The organism is Streptococcus fryi, assembly GCF_053206505.1.
On record NZ_JBRUGW010000017.1, the window covers coordinates 1 to 18,947 of the forward strand.

The 18,947-nt window shown below is 38.7% G+C and carries 21 protein-coding genes; 19 read left to right on the forward strand and 2 right to left on the reverse strand.

From position 1 onward, the window contains the following. Positions 1–268: 268 nt before the first annotated feature. Positions 269–1,102 carry an alpha/beta hydrolase gene (locus ACVRZH_RS05685; RefSeq protein WP_447454337.1) on the reverse strand — a complete coding sequence of 278 codons (834 nt, stop codon included), beginning with the start codon at positions 1,100–1,102 and terminating at the stop codon, positions 269–271. Between the two features lie 167 nt (positions 1,103–1,269). On the opposite strand from ACVRZH_RS05685, the gene ACVRZH_RS05690 reads away from it, so the two are divergent. The 17 genes from ACVRZH_RS05690 (at position 1,270) to whiA (ending at position 15,444) form a co-directional block, all read left to right on the forward strand. Then, positions 1,270–1,518, forward strand: coding sequence for a DUF2129 domain-containing protein (locus tag ACVRZH_RS05690; protein WP_447454338.1), 249 nt, complete (start codon positions 1,270–1,272; stop codon positions 1,516–1,518). 119 nt (positions 1,519–1,637) lie between these two features. Further along, entirely contained in the window at positions 1,638–2,825 is a 1,188-nt protein-coding gene (locus ACVRZH_RS05695; protein WP_447454339.1) for an ABC transporter substrate-binding protein, read from the forward strand. 130 nt (positions 2,826–2,955) lie between these two features. Next, entirely contained in the window at positions 2,956–3,825 is an 870-nt protein-coding gene (locus tag ACVRZH_RS05700) for a branched-chain amino acid ABC transporter permease (RefSeq protein WP_447454340.1), read from the forward strand. Positions 3,826–3,827: 2 nt separating this feature from the next. After that, positions 3,828–4,790: a branched-chain amino acid ABC transporter permease gene (locus ACVRZH_RS05705; RefSeq protein ID WP_447454341.1), complete on the forward strand. Its 963-nt coding sequence runs from the start codon at positions 3,828–3,830 to the stop codon at positions 4,788–4,790. Then, entirely contained in the window at positions 4,777–5,541 is a 765-nt protein-coding gene (locus tag ACVRZH_RS05710) for an ABC transporter ATP-binding protein (protein WP_447454342.1), read from the forward strand. Before ACVRZH_RS05705 ends, ACVRZH_RS05710 begins: the two co-directional genes overlap by 14 nt. Next, complete coding sequence (locus tag ACVRZH_RS05715) at positions 5,541–6,251, forward strand: ABC transporter ATP-binding protein (RefSeq protein ID WP_447454343.1); 711 nt, start codon at positions 5,541–5,543, stop codon at positions 6,249–6,251. Before ACVRZH_RS05710 ends, ACVRZH_RS05715 begins: the two co-directional genes overlap by 1 nt. Before the next feature lie 350 nt (positions 6,252–6,601). Continuing rightward, on the forward strand, positions 6,602–7,057 hold the full coding sequence (locus ACVRZH_RS05720) for an 8-oxo-dGTP diphosphatase (RefSeq protein ID WP_447454344.1): 456 nt from the start codon (positions 6,602–6,604) through the stop codon (positions 7,055–7,057). 9 nt (positions 7,058–7,066) lie between these two features. Further along, complete coding sequence (locus ACVRZH_RS05725) at positions 7,067–7,369, forward strand: DUF4298 domain-containing protein (protein ID WP_447454345.1); 303 nt, start codon at positions 7,067–7,069, stop codon at positions 7,367–7,369. A 123-nt stretch (positions 7,370–7,492) separates the two neighbouring features. Next, positions 7,493–8,317 (forward strand): DNA-formamidopyrimidine glycosylase, encoded by an 825-nt coding sequence (mutM, locus tag ACVRZH_RS05730; RefSeq protein ID WP_447454346.1) that lies wholly within the window; start codon positions 7,493–7,495, stop codon positions 8,315–8,317. Then, entirely contained in the window at positions 8,314–8,901 is a 588-nt protein-coding gene (coaE, locus tag ACVRZH_RS05735) for a dephospho-CoA kinase (protein WP_447454347.1), read from the forward strand. Before mutM ends, coaE begins: the two co-directional genes overlap by 4 nt. Before the next feature lie 164 nt (positions 8,902–9,065). Beyond that, positions 9,066–9,212: a 50S ribosomal protein L33 gene (gene rpmG, locus ACVRZH_RS05740; RefSeq protein ID WP_447454348.1), complete on the forward strand. Its 147-nt coding sequence runs from the start codon at positions 9,066–9,068 to the stop codon at positions 9,210–9,212. 45 nt (positions 9,213–9,257) lie between these two features. Continuing rightward, positions 9,258–9,494, forward strand: coding sequence for a preprotein translocase subunit SecG (gene secG / locus ACVRZH_RS05745; RefSeq protein ID WP_447454349.1), 237 nt, complete (start codon positions 9,258–9,260; stop codon positions 9,492–9,494). Between the two features lie 259 nt (positions 9,495–9,753). Further along, positions 9,754–12,087, forward strand: a complete 2,334-nt coding sequence (rnr, locus tag ACVRZH_RS05750; protein WP_447454350.1) for a ribonuclease R — start codon at positions 9,754–9,756, stop codon at positions 12,085–12,087. After that, complete coding sequence (gene smpB / locus ACVRZH_RS05755) at positions 12,050–12,517, forward strand: SsrA-binding protein SmpB (protein WP_447454351.1); 468 nt, start codon at positions 12,050–12,052, stop codon at positions 12,515–12,517. The genes rnr and smpB overlap by 38 nt, the downstream gene beginning before the upstream one ends. Before the next feature lie 154 nt (positions 12,518–12,671). Continuing rightward, positions 12,672–13,562 (forward strand): RNase adapter RapZ, encoded by an 891-nt coding sequence (rapZ, locus tag ACVRZH_RS05760; protein WP_447454352.1) that lies wholly within the window; start codon positions 12,672–12,674, stop codon positions 13,560–13,562. Beyond that, positions 13,559–14,536 carry a YvcK family protein gene (locus ACVRZH_RS05765; protein WP_447454353.1) on the forward strand — a complete coding sequence of 326 codons (978 nt, stop codon included), beginning with the start codon at positions 13,559–13,561 and terminating at the stop codon, positions 14,534–14,536. Before rapZ ends, ACVRZH_RS05765 begins: the two co-directional genes overlap by 4 nt. Then, entirely contained in the window at positions 14,533–15,444 is a 912-nt protein-coding gene (whiA, locus tag ACVRZH_RS05770; protein WP_447454354.1) for a DNA-binding protein WhiA, read from the forward strand. Before ACVRZH_RS05765 ends, whiA begins: the two co-directional genes overlap by 4 nt. A gap of 462 nt (positions 15,445–15,906) precedes the next feature. On the opposite strand, the gene ACVRZH_RS05775 is transcribed toward whiA, so the two are convergent. Continuing rightward, positions 15,907–16,671, reverse strand: coding sequence for a DeoR/GlpR family DNA-binding transcription regulator (locus ACVRZH_RS05775; protein ID WP_447454355.1), 765 nt, complete (start codon positions 16,669–16,671; stop codon positions 15,907–15,909). A 262-nt stretch (positions 16,672–16,933) separates the two neighbouring features. Here ACVRZH_RS05775 and ACVRZH_RS05780 point away from each other — a divergent pair, with 262 nt between their 5' ends. Together ACVRZH_RS05780 and lacD are read left to right on the forward strand one after the other, a co-directional pair. Further along, positions 16,934–17,866 carry a tagatose-6-phosphate kinase gene (locus ACVRZH_RS05780; protein ID WP_447454356.1) on the forward strand — a complete coding sequence of 311 codons (933 nt, stop codon included), beginning with the start codon at positions 16,934–16,936 and terminating at the stop codon, positions 17,864–17,866. 3 nt (positions 17,867–17,869) lie between these two features. After that, positions 17,870–18,850 carry a tagatose-bisphosphate aldolase gene (gene lacD, locus ACVRZH_RS05785; RefSeq protein ID WP_447454357.1) on the forward strand — a complete coding sequence of 327 codons (981 nt, stop codon included), beginning with the start codon at positions 17,870–17,872 and terminating at the stop codon, positions 18,848–18,850. Positions 18,851–18,947 lie beyond the last annotated feature (97 nt).

Sequence of the window (18,947 nt, forward strand, 5' to 3'; positions counted from 1 at the left end):
ATTCCATATGAGGCTTTCTAATGATGGTTTGCTTGCTTTTCATTATAGGTCATATGGGACTTTTTGATACTCAAAAGGCCCTATAATCTCTATGGTGGAGTTACCCACTACAGAAATTATAGAGCCAAAAATGATGTCAAACGAAGCTTTATTTTTCGGACAAGACAAAAATCACCAAACTTACAAGCAAGACAGGACGTCAGATTTGTTATCTAATTGTGTCACTAAATTGAATATGGTGGTGATTTTTTGTCTGAGAGATGAGGTTTTAGTGTTCTAATAAGGAAAATTCTAAAAACTCTAGAAAGTGATCGGCCCAGTGTTTTTCGTGATGAATTTCGTTGGCCATAATTTTTAGTCTGATTTGATCTAGAGGAGTACCTGTTGACAAGAGTGATTGATAGTAGTGAAGAGCACAGTCGATATATGCTTGGTTCATATTAGGTGCAAACTGTTCATCAACTTCGTCACCTTCTTTAGTACCCACTTGAATAAAGACTTTACTTTCTGACAATAGGGGATGATGTTTTAAAAACCTTAGAAAGTCTCTTTCACTAAACCAAGAGGCTAGTGAGAAAACGCCTAATCGACCAAAAACATTGGGGTAGGCAGCCCCCATATAAGCAGTGATAATACCTCCCATTGAAGAACCAGCTAACAGTGTGTATTCTGGTTCTTTTTTGGTGCGATAATGATCATCTATAAAAGGTTTAACAGTGTTAACAACCCATTGAGCATAAGCCATGCCATCCCCACCAACGCTAGCTGTTTCAGGTGTTGTTCCAACATCAGTCATCCAAGGAGCGTATTCATTTAATCGATTCTCTTCAGCGTTATCGATACCTATGACAATCATTTTTGGGAGTTGCTTATTATTTTTCAGAGTTGGTATAATTTTCCAAGAGTAGCCAGAAAATGATTCTTTGCTATAAAAAATATTTTGCCCATCATGCATGTAAAGGACAGGATAGGTTGCCCACTCTTCTTTGTGGTAATCTTTTGGCAATAAAACACGGATACGGCGCTGTGTATGATAATAAGGGACAGGAAGATGATGTTCTTCCATGTTAAGGTAGTAATTGTTTAATCTTGTTTTTCTCACAACAAACTCCTCGCTAAATAGATATATGATTAATTATATCATAAAGAGCGATGTAAAGGGATACAGAGTGCTATAGTGTTTCAGAACAAGTATCATTGTGGTATAATGGGGACTATATGAATGCTATGAGTAACTCTTATAAATTAAGAAGATAGAAAGGATAATAGATGTTTGACATACAAAAAAAGACTGGTTTGACAGTCTATCTTTACTACAATCGAGATGTTCGTAAACTGTCTAAGTTTGGCAATATTTTTTATCATTCAAAACGGTTGCGTTATGCGATTCTTTATGTAGATGACTCACAAGTAAAAACTGTGACGAAACATTTGGAGCAGCAACGATTTATCAAAGCAGTAGAACCATCACAGCTTGATCATATTGACCAAGATTTTGTTGGTAATCTGTACAGATAAGGAGAAATGGTTATTCGTTAATATTTTTCAAAAAAAAATCAATTCAAACTCTTGACAATTTTCTGACAATTCTGTATTCTTATATCATACTCTTTTTTAGAAAATGATGGAGATGATTTATGAAGAAAAAGTTATTATTAGGTACATTGGCATTCTTTAGCGCTTCGGTGCTTGCGGCTTGTGGTGCAGCACCAAGTTCTAATACGGAAACTACTGGTGTAGATTTAGCTGCAACAGATGTCAAAACGATTAAACTTGGCTACAATTTAGAATTATCTGGGCCAGTTGCTGCTTATGGTTTAGCTGAGAAAAATGCAGCAGATCTTGCAGTTGAAGAAATCAATGCAGCAGGTGGTGTTGATGGTAAAGCGATTGAAGTAGTTGCTTTAGATAATAAATCTGAAACAAGTGAAGCAGCTACTGTTGCTACAAGTCTTGCAACTGAAAGTAAGGTAGCAACCATTATCGGTCCAGCGACTTCGACAGGCTCTTCGGCAGCTATTCCGAACGTAACAGAGGCGGGTGTTCCAATGATTACGCCTTCAGGAACATTAGATGAACTGACCCTTTCAAAAGATGGTAGTGTGAATGAGTTTGTGTTCCGAGCAACCTTCCAAGATAGTTATCAAGGAAATGTCTTATCACAATATGCAACAAATACTTTAAAAGCTAAGAAAGTTGCCTTGTTATACGATAAGTCTAGTGATTATTCTAAGAAAATCGCAGAAGTATTCAAAAAAGAATTTGCTGGTGAAATCGTTACAGAGGAATCTTTCCAATCAGAAGATAAAGATTTCCAAGCCCTGTTGACAAATGTTAAAAGTAAAGACTTTGATGCTGTTGTCCTTTTAGGCTATTATACAGCGTCTGGTTTGATTACTAAACAAGCACGTGAGCTTGGTATCGATCAACCAATCTTAGGACCTGATGGTTTTAATGATGAACAATTTATTGAAAGTGCCGGTGCAGCGAACGCTTCAAACGTCTACTATGTTTCTGGTTATTCGACAAAGGTTGATTTATCAGACAAGGCAGCTAAATTTGTCGACAATTATAAGAAAAAATACGGTGAAGAACCAAATATGTTCGCAGCTCTAGCTTATGATTCTGTCTACATGTTTGCTGATGCGGCAAAAGGTGCTAAGTCATCTAAGGAGATTGCAACAAACTTGGCTACTTTAAAAGATTTTGAAGGTGTGACAGGAACAATGACTATGGATGACAAGCATAATCCTGTTAAGCCAGCTATTATGATTGAGTTGCAAAATGGTAAGGAAGTTTCAGCAACGGCAGTTGAAACAAAATAAGTTTTGAGAATAGCGATGGATATGAGGAGGGGCAAGGAGAGTTCTCCAAGAAAAGCCCTCCTCTTATTCTTTGTCTTAGGCTATTGAAAGATTTTTATTTAAATAATGAATTAGAAAGTTTGGTGAGCTTATGCTACAACAACTTGTTAATGGGTTGATTTTGGGTAGTGTTTATGCCTTATTAGCTTTAGGCTATACAATGGTGTATGGTATTATTCGATTGATTAACTTTGCCCACGGAGATCTCTATATGATGGGGGCCTTCATTGGCTATTATCTTATTAGTGCTTTTCAATTAAATTTTTTTGTGGCTTTGTTGTTAACAATGCTATTGACAGCTTGTTTAGGAATGTTGATTGAGTATTTGGCCTATCGACCATTGCGGAACTCAACTAAGATTGCAGCCCTTATTACTGCTATTGGTGTGTCATTTTTATTAGAAAATGGTATGGTGTTTTTAGTATCGGCAGATACTAGAGCTTTTCCACAAGTTTTAAAAACGGTGAAATATCATCTTGGTCCTATCAGTGTTACTAACGTTCAGTTAACGATTTTGGGAGTGTCCTTGTTTTTGATGGTTGCTCTGCAATTTATCGTTAAGAAAACTAAAATGGGTAAAGCCATGCGTGCAGTATCTGTAGATAGTGATGCAGCACAACTAATGGGAATAAATGTTAATGCGACGATTAGTTTTACCTTTGCTTTAGGTTCAGCGTTGGCAGGAGCCGCAGGTGTGTTAATCGGTCTGTACTATAATTCGATTGATCCTCTAATGGGTATGGTACCAGGTCTAAAAGCCTTTGTAGCTGCTGTTCTAGGAGGAATTGGGTTGATTCCGGGTGCTGCTATTGGTGGCTTTATGATTGGCTTGTTAGAAACATTCTCTGTTTCGATTGGATTATCTAGCTACCGTGATTTAGTTGTTTATGCTGTCTTGATTGTGATTTTATTACTTCGTCCGGCAGGTATCCTTGGTAAAAATGTGAAAGAGAAGGTGTAGTCATGAAAAGAAATACAAGAGTTATTTTAGCTTGGCTTGCTATGATTAGCCTTATTTTTGCTTTATTATCGGCACTGACATCAACGGGCGTTTTAGGGATTTATCATACCCAAATTTTGATGGGAATTGGTATTAGTATCATTATGGCAGTTGGTACCAATTTGATTTTGGGGTTCTCAGGTCAGTTTTCGCTTGGTCAAGCAGGTTTTATGGCTATCGGAGCCTACGCTACGGCTATTTTGACCAAGTATCTACCGACTTACGATGGTTTCTACCTCTCTATCTTGCTAGGTATGCTGATATCAGCTGTGGTAGCGCTAGTTGTTGGTATTCCTACCTTACGTCTAAAAGGTGATTATTTGGCTATTGCAACACTCGGTGTTTCGGAGATCATTCGTATCTTGATTATCAATGGCGAGGATTTGACAAATGGTCCGGCAGGGATTTCAGGTATTTTAAAATACACAACGTGGCCTGTTGTTTTTGTCTTTGTTATTTTGGTTGTTGTTCTGGTTATGAACTTTTTAAGAAGTCCAATGGGCAGACAAGTAATTGCTGTTAGAGAGGATGACATTGCTGCTGAATCAATGGGTGTCAATACAACTAAAATCAAAGTCATTACTTTTGTAATTGCTGCGATGACGGCAGCTTTGGCTGGTTCTCTTTATGTTGGTTATATTGGCACAGTTGTTCCTAAAGATTTTACAGTTATGCGTTCGATTGATTACCTTATCATAGCTGTTTTTGGTGGTTTAGGGTCAATGACTGGAACAATTGTTGCAGCAGTTATACTGGGTGTTTTAAACATGTTTTTACAAGGTGTTTCAGAATTTCGAATGATTATTTACTCAATTGCCCTAATCTTGGTGATGGTTTTCCGACCAGGTGGCTTATTGGGAACGAAGGAATTGCTATTTAGTCAGTTGATGAATAAGAAGAAGGAGGGCAAGCATGGCACTTCTTGAGGTTAAAGGATTAACAAAAAACTTTGGTGGTTTGACTGCTGTAGGTGATGTGAGTATGGAACTTCACGAGGGTGAATTGGTTGGTTTGATTGGGCCAAATGGTGCTGGTAAAACAACTTTATTCAACCTTTTGACAGGTGTATATGAGCCAACTGAGGGAACAATCACTCTTGATAATAGGCTTTTAAATGGTAAGTCTCCGGATAAAATTGCATCTTTAGGCTTATCACGTACCTTTCAAAATATTCGTCTCTTTAAAAATATGACTGTTTTAGACAATGTATTGATTGGAATGAGCAATAATAAACCTGCTCATCTATTAGCTTCTTTTTTGAGATTGCCAACATTTTATCAAAATGAAGAGGCTTTGAAAACAAAGGCTATGGAATTATTGAGCATGTTTGATTTACAAGGTGATGCAGATACCTTATCTAAAAATTTACCCTATGGTCAGCAACGTCGACTTGAGATTGTTCGTGCCTTAGCGACAAATCCTAAAATTCTTTTTTTAGATGAGCCTGCTGCAGGTATGAACCCACAAGAAACAGCAGAATTAACAGCCTTAATCCGTCGTATTAAAGATGAGTTTGGTATCACGATTATCCTAATTGAGCACGATATGAGCTTGGTTATGGAAGTCACAGAGCGTATCTACGTGTTAGAATATGGCCGTCTCATTGCTCAGGGAACTCCTGAAGACATTCGCAATAATAAACGTGTCATTGAAGCTTATCTAGGAGGTGACATCTAATGAGTATGTTAAAGGTTGAGAATCTCTCTGTTCAATATGGTGTAATTGAGGCAGTTAAAGATGTTTCCTTTGAGGTAAATGAAGGAGAAGTTGTAACTCTCATCGGTGCTAATGGAGCGGGGAAAACGTCTATTTTGAGAACAATATCAGGATTAGTAAAACCTAGTGCTGGCCGTATTACTTTCTTAGGAAATGACATTCAAAAAGTACCAGCTAGAAAGATTGTGGCTAGTGGTTTGTCACAGGTTCCAGAAGGCCGTCATGTTTTTTCAGGTTTAACAGTTATGGAAAATTTAGAAATGGGGGCATTTCTAAAAACTAATCGTGAAGAAAATCAGGCCAATTTGAAAAAAATCTTTTCACGCTTTCCGCGTTTAGAAGAGCGAAAAAATCAAGATGCAGCGACACTGTCTGGTGGTGAGCAACAGATGCTTGCTATGGGGAGGGCATTGATGAGTCAGCCTAAATTGTTGTTGCTTGATGAACCATCTATGGGACTTGCACCAATTTTTATCCAAGAAATTTTTGATATTATCCAAGATATTCAAAAACAAGGGACAACAGTTCTCTTAATTGAACAAAATGCAAACAAAGCCTTATCAATCGCAGACAGAGGTTATGTTCTTGAAACAGGCCATATAGTCTTATCAGGTACAGGACAGGAATTGCTTACCTCAGATGAGGTTAGAAAGGCCTATTTGGGAGGTTAGTGAACATGTTTGGGCAAGAGTTTCCAAACTAGCAATTTTATTGGAGTGGGGAGAGCCAATCGATTTCTATGGAATCACGATTTTCGCCCCGCTCCCTTTTATTTGTTATTGTTATTCATCAGAGATGATCTGTGATCAGAATGAGGGTCTTACAGCTTATGGTTTTGGCTAGTATTCATTAGTCAACTTCAATTGTTTTATTTTTTGACTACTCATGCTACATATGTGCATATGGCATGAAACGATTTGGTTGTGTTATACTTTAATCAGTAGAGTAGTGTAGCAATACTATTATTCTGAAAGTAGTCATGTTTTTAAAAGCTAGAGTAAATAGAAATGTGGGGTGCAGTATGGCAAATATAGAGCCAACGGTTTTAACTAATATGTGCATGATTTATGACGGTAGTCGGATTTTGGTTCAAGATCGGAAAAATCCTGATTGGCCTGGAGTGACTTTTCCTGGTGGTCATGTTGAGCCTAAGGAATCATTTGTAGACTCAACTATCCGAGAAGTTTATGAGGAGACAGGACTAACTATTTCTAACTTAAAATTGTGTGGTGTCAAACAGTTTACACACCGTCGGGGAGACTACCGTTATATCGTCTTTCTCTATAAAACAGATACTTTTTCTGGGGATTTAACCTCAAGTAGGGAAGGTGACGTTTTTTGGGTAGAACGGTCAATGTTAACACAGTACCAACTGGCTGAAGGGTTTTTAGATATGTTAGAGATATTTGAAAATGATACATTATCTGAGGATTATCTTTATTTTGAAAATGAGACATGGCATCAGATTAATAAGTAGGAGAAGCTAATGAGTGATGTGAAACGTATTGAAGTGATGGAAGGTATTTTGGATGAGCATAGTGCCTTGCTAGAAGAGTTGGATGCTTTGTTGTCCAAAGTCGAAGAACATCAAAAGGCCTACTTAACCTTAAGAGATTATTATACGAGTGAGGTTTTTATGTCGGATTTTGAAAAAGCACAAATTGGTGCTTTTGACCACATAAAATGCGGTGTCTTGAGTGAGGATGCTGTCTATGATTTATTAGCAGATCAACACCGTTTAGGCATTCGGTTGTTAGAGGTGGGGACGCTTCTTGTTAAAGAAGGATAATTGAATAGAGTGAGACGTCAGATAATGTAGAGGGTTGTCTTATGGTCTCACTCTTTTCTTTAATCTCATCAGGCTTTTATGATACAATAAAGCATATAGAAATGTCTGTATGAAGGAGAATTTATGCCAGAATTACCTGAGGTAGAAACGGTTCGTCGTGGTTTAGAGAAGTTGTTGGTTGGTAAACGGATTTCCAATCTTGTTTTTTCTTATCCACGTATGGTCGTGACAGGTGCAGAGGAATTGAGACATGTTGCCCAAGGACAAACCTTTCAAGCTGTTAGGCGTCGTGGAAAATACCTAGTCCTCGAATTAGAGAGTCATATCATCGTATCGCATTTGAGGATGGAGGGCAAGTACCTGTCATTTTCAAAAGATGATGTTCCAAACAATAAGCATTTTCATGCCTTTATTTCTTTGAGTGATGATACTGTGCTTGTTTATCAGGATGTTCGCAAATTTGGCACGATGGAATTAGTTGACAAAGGTCAGGAAGAGGCTTTCTTTCAGTCTAAAAAACTTGGCCCAGAGCCAGTAGTAGAGGCATTTAAATTGGCGCCTTTTAAACAAGCCTTATTGTCATCGAAAAAACTCATAAAGCCTTATCTGTTGGAGCAAACGCTTGTTGTTGGTCTTGGCAATATTTATGTTGATGAGGTGCTTTGGGCGAGTAAAGTGCATCCGATGCAAGTGTCAAGCCGTTTAAAATCAGCTCAAATCAATCGACTTCATGACGAGACAATTCGTATTTTACAGTTGGCAGTCGACAAGCGTGGTTCAACTATCAGGACTTACCAAAACGCATTGGGAGAAGCAGGCACCATGCAAGATTTCCTAGAAGTCTATGGTCAGACAGATAAACCATGTTCGAGGTGCGCTACGCCAATTGTCAAGATTAAAGTAGGAGGGAGGGGGACGCATTTTTGTCCCAAATGTCAACGCTTATGAAACAAGTAATCGGTATTACAGGAGGCATTGCTTCTGGGAAATCAACAGTTGTTCAGGTGCTGAGAGACAAAGGTTATCCTGTCATTGATTCAGACCAAGTGGTGCATGACTTACAGAAAAAAGGAGGCTTACTTTACAAGGCCTTGGTTGATTTTTTTGGTCAAACGATTTTACTAGATAATGGAGAGTTAGATCGTCCCAAATTATCAGAGCTCATTTTTTCAAATGATACCAATCGAGAGATATCTAGCGATTTGCAAAATGACATTATTCGAAAAGAATTGGCTAGGCAAAAAGATGACTTACTCGTCAGACACGACTTGGTATTTATGGATATTCCGTTGCTATTTGAATTGGGGTATGAGGCTTGGTGTGATGAGACTTGGTTGATATACGTTAGTCCATCGACTCAGATTGAGCGCTTGATGGCGCGTGGTCGTTATACTAAAGACCAAGCTGTTCAGCGTATCAATAGTCAGATGCCTTTGGAGGATAAGCTGCGCTTAGCGACACATGTTATTGATAATAATGGTGATTTGACGGCGACTTTTAGCCAATTGAATCAATTGTTGGCTCAGTTTTAGTTTATCTATTATCATGGGGGTTATGTTAGCCTTTTTAGTGGTGGGCTACATAGCTGTCAGGCATTTTGCGCCAAAAACCTTTATGTTGAAATAATCTCATCAAGCCTTTAAAATATGGTATAATGTAGTGTCTAAGATTGCGAAGTAGAGTGAGGAGAAAATCGTTGCGGGTCAAAATTAACCTAAAATGTAGTGAGTGCGGAAGTAAAAACTATCTAACCAGTAAGAATAAAACCAATCATCCTGAGAAAATTCAAGTCACAAAGTATTGTCCGAAAGAACGAAAAGTAACCTTACATGTTGAAAGTTAGGTCACTTTGTGATACAATGGCAGAGACAATTGTGGAGGAATGACAATGTATAGTATTTTACTAACCCTATTGCTAGTTTTATCAGCTATTTTAATTATTGCTATTTTTATGCAACCACAGAAAAACCCAAGTAGTAATGTTTTCGATAGTAGTGGATCTGAAGCGCTTTTTGAACGTTCAAAACCACGTGGTTTCGAAGCCTTTATGCAACGTTTTACGGGTGTACTAGTTTTCTTTTGGTTAGCAGTGGCTTTGGCTTTAGCAATCTTGTCAAGTAAATAAATGATGCTTGTTGCATCTTATTTTAATGATGAGTAGTTATTGAGTTTGAGATGAGTTAGAATAGTATTGCAATTGGGAGTGAGGGAATCAAGCGTCTATGTGTTTTGGTTACCTTGCTCCTGTTTTTTAGGAACCAAGTACCTCCCTTGGTAGTTAGTCTATTAATCTTATCATTTGGCTAATGGAATGTTCATGACTGATATAAAACGACAGGTTTGAACTACATGTAGCTGATTGATGGATTTAGAAAAAAGGAAATATGGAAAACAAGATTTTAACAGATTTAAAGGAGTATGGGCAATCGAGAGTTGATGCAGTGGCGCAACGACTTGGTTTAACAGCTTCATCGGATTTTCGCGATTTGATTAAGATGATTGCTCGCTTAGAAGGACAGAAAAAACTCAGGTTTGATGATAGTGGTGAGATTGCACTTAGAGATCAAGAAGAGAAGAAAAAAGAAATAACGTTACAAGGTGTTTTTCGTGCGAATAAATCAGGTTTTGGTTTTGTGACCGTTGATGATGCAGAAAACGATCTTTTTGTTGGGCGTCAAGATGTCAATCAAGCGATTGATGGTGATATTGTTGAGATTGCGATTACCAAAGTTGCTGACCGATTAAAAGGAACGGCTGCTGAAGCACGTGTTGTTAGCATTATCGAACGTAGCCTTAAAACAGTTGTCGGTCAGTTTGTGATAGATGATCGACATCCTAAATATGCAGGTCATATCAAGAGCAAAAACCAAAAAATTAGTCAGAAGATTTATGTTCGTCAAAATGGACTTGTTCTTGATGGTACCGAAATCATTAAGGTTGATATTGAGCAGTATCCGACCAAAGAACAGGATTATTTTGTCGGTTTTGTCCGTGAGATTATTGGGCATGCTGGTGAGGTTGGGATTGATGTCTTGGAAGTCTTGGAGTCAATGGACATTGTGTCAACTTTTCCAGATAAGGTTTTAGAAGAAGCAGAAGCTATTCCAGAAGCCCCGCTTGATAAGGATTACATGGGGCGTGTTGATTTACGTCAAGAATTGACATTTACGATTGACGGGGCTGATGCTAAGGACTTGGACGATGCCGTACATATCAAGCTCTTGGACAATGGTAACTTTGAATTAGGTGTGCATATTGCGGATGTCTCTTACTATGTGACTGAAGGCTCTGAACTGGACAAGGAGGCTCTTCGTCGAGGTACCAGTGTTTACGTGACTGACCGTGTTGTACCGATGTTGCCAGAGCGTTTATCGAATGGGATTTGTTCTCTAAATCCCCGAGTTGACCGTCTAACCCAGTCAGCGATTATGGAAATTAGTCCCAAAGGTCGTGTGGTCAATTATCAAATCACTCAATCTGTTATTAAGACAGCTCATCGGATGACCTACAGTGATGTCAATGCTATTATTGCAGGGGATCAAGCTTTGTCAAGTCAATATGAAGATTTGTTGCCAAGTATTGATCAGATGGTTCGTTTACATACGATTTTGGAACAAATGCGAATAAATCGTGGTAGTCTGAATTTTGATACGCATGAGGCAAAAATTATTGTTGATGATAAGGGACTACCAGTTGATATCAAGGTACGTGAACGTGGCATAGCAGAGCGTTTGATTGAGTCCTTTATGCTTGCGGCTAATGAGTGCGTTGCGGAGCATTTTGCAAAAGCCAAGTTACCATTTATCTATCGTATCCACGAAGAGCCGAAAGCTGAAAAATTACAAAAGTTTATTGACTATGCGAGTGTGTTTGGTCTTACGATTCGTGGCACTGCAAACAAGATTTCGCAAGAAGCTCTCCAGGATGTTATGGCAAGTATCCAAGGTCAACCTGGCAGTGATGTGTTAGCCATGATGTTACTTCGTTCCATGCAACAAGCCCGTTATTCTGAGCATAATCATGGTCACTATGGCTTGGCTGCTGAATACTATACACACTTTACCAGCCCGATTCGACGTTACCCAGACTTGCTTGTCCATCGGTTGATTAGAGAGTATGGTCATATCACTGATGATAAGATCGGCCACTTTGAGCAGCGTATTCCCGAAATTGCCACACAATCCTCTAGTCTGGAGCGTCGCGCCGTAGATGCAGAGCGTTTGGTTGAAGCGATGAAAAAAGCGGAATATATGGAGAAACATGTTGGAGAAGTCTTTGAAGGCATTGTCTCTAGTGTGGTTAAATTTGGTGTCTTTGTGGAATTGCCAAATACCATTGAAGGTCTTATTCATGTGACAGAGTTGCCTGAGTATTACCATTACAATGAACGCACGATGACTCTACACGGTGAGAAGTCAGGTGTTGTCTTTAAGGTCGGCCAAGCGATTAAGGTTCAATTAACTCGAGCTGACAAGGAGACTGGTGATATTGATTTTGCTTATCTACCAAGTGAATTAGACGTAGTTGAGAGGCAACAAAAATCCTCTCGAGGAAGAAACAGACGTCATGAGGAAAGACCGACACGACAGGAAAAATCTGATAAGCGAAAATCGTCAAAGACCCAAAAGTCCTCATCTAAAAAAGCTTTTTATAAGGATATTGCAAAGAAAGGAACGAAACATGGCAAAGGGACAAGGAAACGTCGTCGCTCAAAATAAGAAAGCGAGGCATGATTATACGATAGTGGACACTTATGAAGCTGGTATTGTCTTGACAGGAACAGAGATAAAAAGTGTCCGTGCTGCTCGTATCACCCTAAAAGATGGCTATGCTCAGATTAAAAATGGCGAAGCTTGGTTGGTGAATGTGCATATTAGCCCATTTGAGCAAGGCAACATTTGGAATCAAGATCCGACACGTTTGCGTAAACTCTTACTCAAAAAACGTGAAATTACCTATCTCGCAAATGAAATCAAAGGAACAGGCATGACCCTAGTTCCCTTGAAAGTCTATATCAAGGATGGTTTCGCTAAGGTATTGATTGGTCTAGCTAAGGGGAAACATGACTATGATAAGCGCGAAGCAATCAAACGACGTGATCAAGAACGAGATATTGCGAAAGTTATGAAACGTTTTAATAATAGGTAAATGTGAGTAATCTTTTTAGTAGTCTCATCAGAAGTCGGGGAATGAACGACCCGACTTTTTATCGTATAGAACTGAGGGAATTTTAGATTTGATGTCTGTGTAATATGCTATAATAGTAGTTACTGATGAGATGACTAGGAAAGTGAGGAATGTGATGTCAGATAAGCAGATGCAATTAGTGGTCGTGACGGGCATGAGTGGTGCTGGTAAAACTGTAGCTATTCAGTCTTTTGAGGATTTAGGCTATTTTACCATTGATAATATGCCACCGACCCTTTTACCCAAATTTTTAGAATTATTGGCGCATACCAGTGATACTGATAAAGTGGCTATGGTGGTTGACATGCGTAGCCGCCGTTTCTTTACGGAAGTAAGCACCATTTTAGATGATTTGGAAAGCAATGACACCGTGAATTTCAAAATTCTCTTTTTGGATTCGACAGATACTGAACTGGTGTCACGCTATAAAGAAACCAGAAGAAGTCATCCTTTGGCGACGACAGGCCGTGTCCTAGACGGAATACGTTTGGAAAGAGAGTTGTTGTCTCCTCTAAAGAGTATGAGTCAGCATGTGGTTGATACCAGCGAATTAACACCACGTCAGCTTCGCCAAACGATTTCTGAATATTTTTCATCTGAAACGAATCAAGTGAGTTTTCGCATAGAGGTGATGAGTTTTGGATTTAAATATGGTTTGCCCCTAGATGCTGATTTGGTATTTGATGTTAGATTTTTACCCAATCCTTATTACTTGCCAGAATTGAGAGATTTAACAGGACTTGATCAACCTGTTTATGACTACGTGATGTCTCAACCAGAATCAGAGGATTTTTACAACCACCTTATAGGGCTCTTGAAACCCATTTTACCGGGGTATCAAAAGGAAGGTAAGTCGGTATTGACCATTGCTATTGGTTGTACTGGAGGTCAGCATAGGAGTGCAGCATTTGCTCACCGCCTGTCAGAAGATTTGGCTAGCGAATGGCTTGTTAATGAGAGCCATCGTGACCGTACTAAGCGTAAGGAGACAGTCAATCGATCATGAGAAAACCAAAGATAACAGTTATTGGTGGAGGGACTGGGATTCCCGTTATTCTGGATAGCCTTCGCCACAAAGATGTTGATATTACAGCTATTGTTACGGTCGCTGATGATGGTGGTAGTTCAGGCGAACTTCGTTCAGCCATGCAATTGACGCCTCCTGGCGATTTACGCAATGTTTTAGTAGCTATGAGTGATATGCCTAAGTTTTACGAACGTATTTTTCAATACCGTTTTAACGCTAATGAAGGTGCTCTGTCGGGTCACCCCTTGGGGAATATTATTATTGCAGGTATATCGGAAATGCAAGGATCTACCTATAATGCCATGCAAATCCTGTCGAAATTTTTCCATATCACAGGGAAAATTTATCCAGCTAGTGAGGAAGCCTTGACCCTTCATGCTGTTTTTAAGGATGGTCATGAAGTGGTGGGTGAGAGCAAGATTGCTGATTATCAGGGTATGATTGACCATGTCTATGTCACGAATTCCTACAATGATGAGGAGCCAAAGGCTAGTCGAAAGGTTGTGGATAGTATTTTACAGAGTGACATGATTGTCTTAGGACCGGGGTCTTTGTTTACTTCTATTTTGCCAAATCTTGTCATTCCAGAAATCAAAGAAGCCCTGTTAAAAACCAAGGCTGAAATTGCCTATGTCTGCAATATCATGACACAGTATGGCGAGACAGAGCATTTTACAGATAGTGATCATGTGGCTGTCTTAAACAGACATCTAGGGCGAGATGCCATTGATACAGTGTTGGTTAATATAGAGCCAGTACCACAAGATTATATGAACAACAACCAATTTGATGAGTATTTGGTTCAAGTTGAGCATGATTTTAAAGGCTTGTCCCAACAGGTCAAACGTGTTATTTCATCAGATTTTCTACGGTTGGAAAAAGGCGGTGCATTTCATGATGGGACATTAGTTGTTGAGGAATTGATGAATTTACTGGGAGGCCATAAAAGATGAGTTTTACGGTGACTGTCAAAGAAGAACTCATCGGCTTAGAACAGGCTGATCAGTACCAATTATCAGCCTTGATGAAATTATCTGGCAACTTAGGTCTATCTTATTCAGGATTAACTCTGTCCATTAACACTGAAAATGCTAAAATAGCTCGGCATATCTATGCTCTATTTGAAAAGTGCTACGCTGTTAAGCCAGAATTGAAATACCACCAAAAACCCAACCTCAAGAAAAATCGTGTTTATACCGTCTATATTGACCATGAGGTTGAGTCTATTTTAGCTGATTTACAGTTGGCTGATTCCTTTTTTGGTATTGAAACAGGGATTGGTGAAACGATTATGTCAGACGATGAGGCAGGTCGTTCTTATCTGCGCGGAGCCTTTTTAGCTACTGGTAGTATTAGAGAGCCGGATTCTGGCAAATACCAATTAGAAATATTTTCAGTCTATCAAGATCATGCAGAGGATCTCGCTAAGCTCATGCACAAATTTATGCTAGATGCCAAGGTAATTGACCGTAAAAATGGGACAGTGACCTATTTGCAAAAGGCAGAAGACATCATGGATTTTCTGATAGTCATTGATGCCATGCAGGCCAAGGAAGCATTTGAGGAAATCAAGGTGCTTAGAGAGGCTAGAAACGATATCAATAGGGCTAATAATGCTGAAACAGCTAATATTGCGCGAACAATATCAGCAAGTATGAAAACCATCAATAATATCATAAAAATCATGGATACCATTGGTCTTGAGGAATTACCTCTTGAGCTTAGACAGGTGGCTCAAATCCGTGTTGCCCATCCCGACTATTCTATCCAACAAATTGCAGATAGTATGGATCAGCCCTTGACCAAGAGCGGTGTAAATCATAGGTTAAGAAAATTGAATAAAATGGCCGAAGATATTTGAGGCTGTTTCTATAAAAAATAATTGTTCTAGTAGAGATGATCAACGACGAACTTATTAACGATTGTCCAGAGAAGAAGATATCCTGTCACACAATACTTATTTGACATAAGTTCATGGCTGATATCAAGTGGCTATTACAGCTGCCAGTACAACAGAAGAAACTTTTGGAGTTGTCTGAATTTGTCAGAATGCAGTAGGTTGAGCATAGTTATTTTGAAGAAACTGTATCTTAGAAGACTGCTCAAATATTGTCTGCTAAATCGGTGTAAAGACAGCGTTATTGAATCCTTTAGGCATTTTAATCCGTAAAAAATGGTTAATAGTTAGTTATAAGAGATAATTTAAAAGCTTTGCGCTTAGCAATGAATAAAAGTGATAAGATACAAAAAGCTGAGCAACTAGGCTCAGCTTTTTGGTTATATGTATAAAAATGACGTTTAAACAATTAGTAAATTGTTTGAATTATACTATTTCTGCAATAATGAGTGGGGCCAATGGTTCAAATAATTCTCGGATTGTCACATCAAGAGACTCATCTGTAATAATAGCATTGAACTTGCTAGTTTCATAAAAGTCATAAAAGTCAAATCTTTTGAATTTGGTATGGTCTGCTAGTAAGTAACTTTCTCGAGCATTTTCTAAGGCTAAGCGTTGGAGAGAGCCTTCACTTTCGCTATAAGTTGCAACACTGTCTTTTGTGACTGCGTTGGTGGCTGAAAATGCTTTTGAAAACTTGAGGCTAGTTAAGTTTTGTTGAGCTAAGCTACCGACAAAAGCACCTGTTACTTCACGGTATTCTCCACCAATTAAGATGAGATCAATGGTTTTACTTTCTTTGAGGATGTTGAATACGGGTAAACTGTTTGTGACAATTCTTAAATTCCGGTGAAGTAATTCATGGGCCAAGCACTCAATAGTTGTACCTGGACCTATAAAGATAGTCTCGCCATCATTGATAAAGGGTAGAGTAGCCTTTGCAATGGCTTTTTTTTCTGCCATTTGTTCCATCAGTTTTTCAGAGTTTGATTTCTCATAATTCCACGTTTGATGAATGCTTTGAGCACCACCATGAACCCGAATCAACTGTCCAGCTTTCTCAAGTTCATCTAAATCACGTCGAACAGTCATGTCTGAAACGCTTAAATCAGCAATAATATCATGTACAGTGACAAGACCGTGACGATTGACTTTATCTAAGATAATTTGTAGTCGTTCGCGTTTTAGCATGCTATTCTCCTTAATTCTAGTAGTCGTTTATAAAATGATACCCTTATCATAGCATAATTGATTTATTTAGACAAATAAAAGTAAAACAACAAAAAACAAACAAAAATAAACATAAAACTATTGACATTTCAGTTTAAAGAGAGTATAGTTATGGTGAAAGCAAAATGATATATCAAATGGAAACGCCATCTTATTGGTTAAGTTTAAAAATGGCGTTTGTAGATGTTGATAGATGTCAAAAAATGTCAATAAAGGAGGTAAAATGGTTTTAACAATCACAATGAACCCCTCAATAGACATTTCTTATCCTCTGGATAGCTTGCATCTTGATACGGTAAACCGTGTTACAGATGTTGTTAAGACTGCAGGTGGAAAAGGATTGAATGTCACTAGGGTGCTCTCTGAACTAGGCGAGAGAGTGATAGCTAGCGGCTGTGTTGGAGGGACACTGGGAGCGTTTTTACTGACACGCATTCCAGATAATGTCACAAAGGCCTTTTTTGAGATCGCTGGGGAAACACGGAACTGCATTGCTATTTTGCATGATAACGGACAGCAGACAGAGATCTTAGAGTCAGGACCTACGTTACTGGAGATAGAGGCACAAGGGTTTATTGAACACTATAAGGAGCTTTTGGCAGAAACAGAAGTTGTTGCCATCTCTGGGAGTCTGCCGGCAGGTCTTCCAAAGGATTATTATGTTTCCTTGGTGAATTTAGCTAAACAATTAGACAAGGCGACTGTCTTAGATTGTTCAGGTGAATCTTTAGAAGCTGTTTTAAAGTCAAAGGCTAAGCCAACAGTTATTAAGCCGAATAATGAAGAATTATCACAATTATTAGGCATTACAGTTGATAAGGATATTAAACAACTTCAAGAGGTATTACAAGATGACTTATTTGAAGGGATAGAGTGGATTATTGTTTCGCTTGGTAGTCAAGGAGCCTTTGCTAAACATGGTGATATCTATTACCGTGTCACAATTCCTAAAATAGATGTGGTTAATCCAGTAGGTTCTGGAGATTCCACAGTTGCTGGTATTGCTTCAGCATTGAAACATCATGAGGATGATTATTCTTTATTAAAAAAAGCTATGGTTTTGGGTATGTTAAATGCTCAAGAAAAAATGACTGGTCATGTCAATATGGCCAATTATGACAACTTATATCAACAAATTAAAGTAGAAGAGGTATAACAAATGGTACTTACAGAACAAAAACGTCGCTCAATGGAACAATTATCAAATGACCGTGGCATTATCTCAGCTCTCGCATTTGACCAACGTGGTGCTTTACGTAAAATGATGGCACAACACCAAACAGAAGCACCTACTGTTGCACAGATGGAAGAGTTGAAATCTCTTGTATCAGAAGAGTTAACAAAGTATGCTTCATCTATTTTGTTAGACCCAGAATTTGGTTTACCAGCCGTTGAGGTTAAAGATGAAAAAGCAGGCCTTCTTTTGGCTTATGAAAAAACAGGTTACGATGCAAGCACCACAACACGTTTGCCAGACTGCCTGGTTGAGTGGTCAGCTAAGCGCTTGAAAGAGCAAGGAGCTGATGCGGTGAAATTCTTGCTCTACTATGATGTGGATAGTGATGAGTACACTAACCTTCAAAAACAAGCTTACATTGAACGTATTGGTTCAGAGTGTGTGGCTGAGGATATTCCATTCTACCTTGAAATCTTGTCATATGATGAGAAGATTGCTGATAATTCAAGTGTTGAATTTGCTAAAGTAAAACCTCGTAAGGTTATTGAAGCAATGAAAGTATTTGCTCAAGATCGTTTCAATGTTGATGTTCTTAAAGTTGAAGTGCCTGTTAACATGAACTTTGTTGAAGGTTTCTCAACTGGAGAAGTGGTTTACACGAAAGAAGAAGCAGCTCAATACTTCCGTGATCAAGATGCAGCTTCACCATTGCCATATATCTATCTTTCAGCTGGCGTATCAAGCAAATTATTCCAAGAAACTCTTGTCTTTGCAGCTGAATCAGGTGCAAAATTCAATGGTGTTCTTTGTGGTCGTGCGACTTGGGCAGGTTCTGTCAAGGTTTATATTGAAGAAGGACCGGATGCAGCACGTCAATGGTTGCGTGAAGAAGGATTCCGCAATATTGATGAGTTGAATAAAGTTCTTGAAACGACAGCAACACCTTGGACTGAAAAAGGTTAAAATCTAGCTATCGGTTAAATAAGGTTGAAATAACGGGTAATTTTTAAGAGCTTGGGGCAATTTTCCCCAAGCTCTATTTCAGTTATTATAATTAAAA

Coding starts and splice junctions, on each gene's coding strand:
- ACVRZH_RS05690 (WP_447454338.1), top strand. CDS start 1,270: ATGTTTGACATACAAAAAAAGACTGGTTTGACAGTCTATCTTTACTAC.
- ACVRZH_RS05695 (WP_447454339.1), top strand. CDS start 1,638: ATGAAGAAAAAGTTATTATTAGGTACATTGGCATTCTTTAGCGCTTCG.
- ACVRZH_RS05700 (WP_447454340.1), top strand. CDS start 2,956: ATGCTACAACAACTTGTTAATGGGTTGATTTTGGGTAGTGTTTATGCC.
- ACVRZH_RS05705 (WP_447454341.1), top strand. CDS start 3,828: ATGAAAAGAAATACAAGAGTTATTTTAGCTTGGCTTGCTATGATTAGC.
- ACVRZH_RS05710 (WP_447454342.1), top strand. CDS start 4,777: ATGGCACTTCTTGAGGTTAAAGGATTAACAAAAAACTTTGGTGGTTTG.
- ACVRZH_RS05715 (WP_447454343.1), top strand. CDS start 5,541: ATGAGTATGTTAAAGGTTGAGAATCTCTCTGTTCAATATGGTGTAATT.
- ACVRZH_RS05720 (WP_447454344.1), top strand. CDS start 6,602: ATGGCAAATATAGAGCCAACGGTTTTAACTAATATGTGCATGATTTAT.
- ACVRZH_RS05725 (WP_447454345.1), top strand. CDS start 7,067: ATGAGTGATGTGAAACGTATTGAAGTGATGGAAGGTATTTTGGATGAG.
- mutM (WP_447454346.1), top strand. CDS start 7,493: ATGCCAGAATTACCTGAGGTAGAAACGGTTCGTCGTGGTTTAGAGAAG.
- coaE (WP_447454347.1), top strand. CDS start 8,314: ATGAAACAAGTAATCGGTATTACAGGAGGCATTGCTTCTGGGAAATCA.
- secG (WP_447454349.1), top strand. CDS start 9,258: ATGTATAGTATTTTACTAACCCTATTGCTAGTTTTATCAGCTATTTTA.
- rnr (WP_447454350.1), top strand. CDS start 9,754: ATGGAAAACAAGATTTTAACAGATTTAAAGGAGTATGGGCAATCGAGA.
- smpB (WP_447454351.1), top strand. CDS start 12,050: ATGGCAAAGGGACAAGGAAACGTCGTCGCTCAAAATAAGAAAGCGAGG.
- rapZ (WP_447454352.1), top strand. CDS start 12,672: ATGTCAGATAAGCAGATGCAATTAGTGGTCGTGACGGGCATGAGTGGT.
- ACVRZH_RS05765 (WP_447454353.1), top strand. CDS start 13,559: ATGAGAAAACCAAAGATAACAGTTATTGGTGGAGGGACTGGGATTCCC.
- whiA (WP_447454354.1), top strand. CDS start 14,533: ATGAGTTTTACGGTGACTGTCAAAGAAGAACTCATCGGCTTAGAACAG.
- ACVRZH_RS05775 (WP_447454355.1), bottom strand. CDS start 16,671: ATGCTAAAACGCGAACGACTACAAATTATCTTAGATAAAGTCAATCGT.
- ACVRZH_RS05780 (WP_447454356.1), top strand. CDS start 16,934: ATGGTTTTAACAATCACAATGAACCCCTCAATAGACATTTCTTATCCT.
- lacD (WP_447454357.1), top strand. CDS start 17,870: ATGGTACTTACAGAACAAAAACGTCGCTCAATGGAACAATTATCAAAT.